Origin of the sequence: Nguyenibacter vanlangensis (assembly GCF_013376155.1) — a bacterium.
GTDB lineage: Bacteria > Pseudomonadota > Alphaproteobacteria > Acetobacterales > Acetobacteraceae > Gluconacetobacter > Gluconacetobacter vanlangensis.
This window is the reverse complement of sequence record NZ_JABXXP010000167.1, coordinates 1-5,418: the sequence shown is the minus strand read 5'-3', so window position 1 is coordinate 5,418 and position 5,418 is coordinate 1. Positions and strand designations below refer to the sequence as shown.

Below are 5,418 nucleotides of genomic sequence, written 5' to 3'. Positions count from 1 at the left end.
CCGCGTGGCGGCCGGCTTGACCGGTCGGGGAGAAGACGGGGGAGAGGCGCGCCGGCCGAGGCCGGCGTGCCCCGGCGGCGTCAGGCCGAGTGCCCGTGTTATATTCCGAAATTCGCAAGCGAAATTCGGAATATAACAATAAAATCAATATCTTGGTGGCCTGCTGATCCGAGAAATTCTCATAAGAATTTCTCGGGCAGGACTCTACCGTCGATTAACTCGTTATAGAGTTCGAGATAATCCTGGGCCATGCGGCGGGCGGTGAAACGTTCTTCGAACCGTCGGCGGATGGCGGTGCTGTTCAGTTCGGGCAGGCGCGCGCAGGCGGCGATCGCCTCATGCTCGTCATCGACGATCAGGCCGGTCAGCCCGTCTTCCAGCACTTCGGGCACCGAACCGCGGCGAAAGGCCACGACGGGCGTGCCGCAGGCCATCGCCTCGATCATCACCAGGCCGAACGGTTCGGGCCAGTCGATCGGCATCAGCAGCGCCTTGGCCCCGGACAGGAAGGCCGGCTTCTGCCGGTCGTTGATCTCGCCGATCAGTTCCACGCCGGCGCCCAGCATCGGGGCGATCTCGCGGTCGAAATAGTCGGCGTCGACCTTGTCGATCTTGGCGGCGATCTTCAGCGGCACGTTCAGCGCGCGGGCGATGCGGATTGCCTTGTCTACGCCTTTTTCCGGGCAGATCCTGCCCAGGAAGGCGAAATAATCGCGCGGACCGGGCTGCGGCGTCAGCAGCTTTTCGGGCAGGCCGTGCAGGACGGTGCGCACGTAATGGGCCTGGGGCAGGGGGGTGCGCTGATTGTCGGAGATCGAGACGATCGGCACCTTGGGGAAGGCGTTGAAGATCGGCTGCAGCTCCATCAAGTCCAGCCGGCCGTGCATGGTGGTCAGCATCGGCGTCGCCTGCCGGCTGAAATGGGTGAAGGGCCAGTAATCCATATGGAAATGCAGGATATCGAACTGATCCGCCGCGCGGGCGACCAGCTCCATCATCAGCATGTGCGGCGCGATCGGGTCGCGAATCGCCGGATCGAGGCGCAACGCCTGCGGCCAGCAGGCATTCAGGCGGGCGGACGTCACGCTGTCGCCGCTGGCGAACAGGGTGACGTCATGGCCCATCGCGGTGAGTTCTTCCGTCAGGAAGGAGACGACGCGCTCGGTCCCGCCATAGAGCTTGGGGGGGACCGCTTCGTGAAGGGGCGCGACCTGGGCGATACGCATGGGCAGTTCACTTCTTTCTTCCGCATGAGAGCGCAGGAGGGGACAGGGGATGCTACCGTTCCGCCGGGAAACGGCAAATCGATGGCATCAGGCCGCGATCCTGTCCAGCGGCCGGTAAAACGACCGCGAGGGAAACGCGTTTCGTCCGTTATTCCGTCCATCGCGCCGCCCGCGCATTCGTGTCCCGCCTCCGCCCCGGGCACGAAGTTGTTGATTTAACCTGTGCCCACTATCAATCTGAAATCCAATGGATTTCAGATCCGGGACGTCAGAGGACGTCAGAGGGCCCTTATAAACCGGGGGAGAGGAAGCCTATCTTTCTTCCCGGCGATCCGGATAGATATAAGTATCAGCGATTTCAGTATGTAAGTCTTCCCGCACCATGGTCCGGCCGATCCGGCCGCAATCGAGAGGGCAGCCGATTTTGGCGCGTGACACCGATACCACCATCACAGATACCACCATCACAGACGACCAGTTGGTCCGCTATCTGGGCCGGCCGCTGCCTTTTATCTTTCGCTATGTGCGGCGCCACGCGCTTCAGCATGTCGTGATTTTCCTCTCGGTCGCGGTGGCGGTCGGCTGCACGGTCGGCGCGACCTATGCCACGCGGTTCCTGATCGACACCATGACGGCGCACGGCGCCCACGACATGGGGCCGATCTGGCGGGCGGTCGCCTTCCTGGTGGTGGTGATCGCCGCCGACAACCTGTCCTGGCGGGTGGCGGGCTGGTTCGCCACCCATGCGTTCGTGGCCATCACCGGCGACGTGCGGCGCGACCTGTTCCGCTACCTGACCGGCCATTCCGCGGCCTTCTTCGCCGAGCGGATGCCCGGCGCGATGGCGACGCGCATCTCGACCTCGGCGGTGTCGCTGTTCACGCTGGAAAACCTGGCGGCGTGGAACGTGCTGCCGCCCTGCCTGAACGTCGCGCTGTCGATCGGCCTGCTGCTGACCGTCAGCCCGCTGATGGCCGGCGTGATCGTCGCCCTGTCCGCCGGGCTTTGCTATCTGATGTTCCGCATGGCGGCGGGGGGGCGCGGGCTGCACCAGCATTTCGCGTCGGAAGCGGCGCGGGTGGATGGCGAAATGCTGGACGTCATCAACAATGTCTCGCTGGTGCGGTCGTTCGGCATGGCACAGTACGAGCGCCTGCGCCTGGGCCGGACGATGCGGCAGGAGATGACCGCCCGCGGCCGTTCGCTGCGGTACCTGGAGAAGCTGCGCCTGCTCCATGCGGTGCTGACCGCGGTGCTGACCGCCGGGCTGCTGGGATGGGTGGTCATGCTGTGGCATCTGGGGCAGGCCAGCATCGGCGACGTGGTCATGGTGACGAATCTGGGCTTCATGATCCTGCACGGCACGCGGGACCTGGCCGTGGCCCTGGTCGAGACCATCCAGCATATCTCGCGGCTGGACGAGGCGCTGGCCGCCATCCTGGTCCGGCATGAGATGGTCGATTCCCCCGAGGCGCGCGGCTTTGCCGAATCGTCGCGGGGCGAGGTGGTGTTCCGCGACGTCACCTTCGCCTATCCCGGCGGCCAGCCGGTGCTGTCGCATTTCAACCTGACGATCGCGGCCGGGTCGCGGGTCGGGCTGGTGGGGCGTTCGGGATCGGGCAAGAGCACGATCCTGGCCCTGATCCAGCGCCTGCGCTACGTGCAGGGCGGGGAGATCGAGATCGACGGCATCGATATCCGCGACCTGGACGAAGAAAGCCTGCGCGCCTGCATGTCGGTCGTGCCGCAGGACGTGTCGATGCTGCGCCGGTCGGTGCTGGAAAATATCCGCTACGGCAAGCCCGACGCGACGGACGAGGAAGTGCTGGCCGCCGCCGCCGCCGCCGGTTGCCGCGACTTCATCGAGGCGATGCCCGAGGGGTTCGAGACCGAGGTCGGCGACCGCGGGGTGAAGCTGTCCGGCGGCCAGCGCCAGCGGATCGCCATTGCCCGGGCGTTCCTGCGCAATGCGCCGATCCTGATCCTGGACGAGGCCACCAGCGCGCTGGACAGCGAGAGCGAGCAGCATGTGCAGGCGGCGTTGGACCGGTTGAAAATCGGGCGGACCGTGATTGCCGTGGCGCATCGGCTGTCGACCCTGCGCGATTTCGACCGGATCGTGGTCATGGATCACGGGCGGATCGTCCAGGATGGTCCGGTCGGGCTGCTGGAGCGCACCGCGGGCCCGTATCGCGAATTCCTGGAGCGGCAGGCCATGTCGATCGAAGGCGCATTCTGAGAGATCCTGTCCGTAAATGCGCGCTGGTGGCGATCCGACGCGCGTTTCCTGCGCTTCGCTGCTCACGGCCATCCAGGCCGCTGCGCTGCGATGCTCGGAAACGCACGCCTTCCGTGCCGCTGCGCGGCATTCTCGCTCGCAGCCCACCTGTCCGGACAGGATCTGAGAGATATAAAGATCTGAGAGATTCTGTCCGGGGTTGTGCGCTGGCGGCGATCGGTGGGCGGGGTCAGGCCGAGGAGGGCTCGGGCTGTTCGACCTTGTCCGTCGCGTCGGAGGCTTTTGCTTCGAGCGCCTTCATCTCGGGCACTTCGATGTCGATTTCCAGCATCGACACGCCGGTGCCGCGGTCCATCTTGATCTGGACCTTGTCCTGGTCGATGGCGAGGTGCCGCTTGATGACCTCGAGGATTTCCTCCTGCAGCTTCGCGATCAGCTCGGACTGGCCTTCGCCGGCCACCCGTTCGTGGGCGAGGAGGATCTGCAGGCGGTCGCGGGCGATCGGGGCCGAGGATTTGCGTCCGAACAGGTTTGCCAGAAAGCTCATGCCACGCTCCGCTTGAACAGCCAGTCGAACAGGCCCTTGCGCTCGGTCGGCACGCTGACGTCCAGCTTCTCGCCCTCCAGGCGGCGGATCGCCTCGAAATAGGCACGGGCCGGGGCGCTGGTCGGATTGGACAACGTGACGGGGGTGCCGAGGTTCGACGCCCGCAGCACTTCCTCGCTTTCCGGGACGATGCCGAGCAGCGGGATCGACAGGATTTCCAGCACGTCGTCGGTGCGCAGCATCTCGCCGCGCGCCGCGCGGGCCGGGTCGTAGCGGGTGAGAAGCAGATGCTTGTCGATCTTCTCGCCCTTTTTCGCGCGTTCGGTGGTGCTGTCCAGCATGCCGATGATGCGGTCACTGTCGCGCACCGACGAGACTTCGGGATTGGTCACCACGATCGCCTGGTCGGCGTGGTGCATCGCGAGCTGGGCGCCGCGTTCGATCCCGGCGGGGCTGTCGCAGATCACCCAGTCGAATTTCTCGCGCAGTTCCCCGATCACCCGGGCCACGCCCTCGGGGGTCAGCGCGTCCTTGTCGCGGGTCTGCGATGCCGGCAGGATCGACAGGGTTTCGACCCGCTTGTCGCGGATCAGCGCCTGCGCCAGCTTGGCGTCGCCCTGCACGACATTGATCAGGTCGAAGACCACGCGCCGTTCGGCGCCCATGACAAGGTCCAGGTTCCGCAGGCCGACGTCGAAATCGACGACGACGACATTCTTCCCCGTCTGGGCCAGTGCCGCGCCGAGGGCGGCGGTCGAGGTCGTCTTGCCGACTCCGCCCTTTCCGGATGTGACAACCAGCACCTTGGCCATACGCATATTCCCTTGTCTCGATTCGCCGTTCTGCGGCGCCGTAATTGCGTGAGTCTAATGGCGGATATGTGGCAATCGCAACGGGAAAGCGGCCCCGAGGCCGGTCGAGGGCTGGTCGGGGGCCGGTCGAGCCCGGCCGGGGCCTAGTCCAGCTTGCGCACCACGATGGTGTCGTCCTGCAGCAGCGCCTGGGCCGGCTTGCCGTGCAGGGCCGCGTCGATGTCCTCGGCGATCATGTAATAGCCGTCGATCGCCAGCAATTCGGCCTTCATCGCCTGTGCGAAGATCCGCGCGCCGTCCTGTCCGCCCATGCCGGCGATGACCCGCCCGCGCAGCGTGCCATAGACATGCACCGATCCGCCGGCGGAGATTTCGGCGCCCGATGCCACCGATCCGACGATGATCACATCCCCGTCAGGATGCAGGATCGCCTGTCCCGACCGGATCGGTCCCTCGACGATCAGCGACGCGCCGGGCTGCGACGCGGCGCTCTGGGATGCGGGGACGGGCGATTCGTCCTCGTCCGGCAGGTCGACCGGGCCCGAGGCCCGTCCGCCCGCGAATCCGTCCGGCCAGTCCCATCCGGCCAGCGCC

5 protein-coding genes are annotated in these 5,418 nt (G+C 65.9%); 1 reads left to right on the top strand and 4 read right to left on the bottom strand.

The window, feature by feature from the left end; translation table 11 throughout:
- Window positions 1-179: 179 nt before the first annotated feature.
- Complete coding sequence (locus HUK84_RS09655) at window positions 180-1,226, bottom strand: glycosyltransferase family 4 protein (RefSeq protein WP_176640101.1); 1,047 nt, start codon at window positions 1,224-1,226, stop codon at window positions 180-182.
- A gap of 382 nt (window positions 1,227-1,608) precedes the next feature.
- Between HUK84_RS09655 and HUK84_RS09650 the strand changes: the two genes are divergently transcribed.
- A complete protein-coding gene (locus tag HUK84_RS09650) occupies window positions 1,609-3,465 on the top strand; it encodes an ABC transporter ATP-binding protein (RefSeq protein ID WP_176640100.1) in 1,857 nt (618 codons plus the stop codon).
- A gap of 229 nt (window positions 3,466-3,694) precedes the next feature.
- On the opposite strand, the gene minE is transcribed toward HUK84_RS09650, so the two are convergent.
- The 3 genes from minE to minC all read right to left on the bottom strand — a co-directional run.
- A complete protein-coding gene (minE, locus tag HUK84_RS09645) occupies window positions 3,695-4,012 on the bottom strand; it encodes a cell division topological specificity factor MinE (protein ID WP_176640099.1) in 318 nt (105 codons plus the stop codon).
- Window positions 4,009-4,824 carry a septum site-determining protein MinD gene (gene minD, locus HUK84_RS09640; protein WP_176640098.1) on the bottom strand — a complete coding sequence of 272 codons (816 nt, stop codon included), beginning with the start codon at window positions 4,822-4,824 and terminating at the stop codon, window positions 4,009-4,011. The genes minE and minD overlap by 4 nt, the downstream gene beginning before the upstream one ends.
- Window positions 4,825-4,967: 143 nt before the next feature.
- Window positions 4,968-5,418, bottom strand: a 451-nt coding sequence (gene minC / locus HUK84_RS09635; protein WP_176640097.1) for a septum site-determining protein MinC, incomplete at its 5' end; no start/stop codon positions are given.

Coding starts and splice junctions, on each gene's coding strand:
- minE (WP_176640099.1), bottom strand. CDS start 4,012: ATGAGCTTTCTGGCAAACCTGTTCGGACGCAAATCCTCGGCCCCGATC.
- HUK84_RS09655 (WP_176640101.1), bottom strand. CDS start 1,226: ATGCGTATCGCCCAGGTCGCGCCCCTTCACGAAGCGGTCCCCCCCAAG.
- minD (WP_176640098.1), bottom strand. CDS start 4,824: ATGGCCAAGGTGCTGGTTGTCACATCCGGAAAGGGCGGAGTCGGCAAG.
- HUK84_RS09650 (WP_176640100.1), top strand. CDS start 1,609: ATGGTCCGGCCGATCCGGCCGCAATCGAGAGGGCAGCCGATTTTGGCG.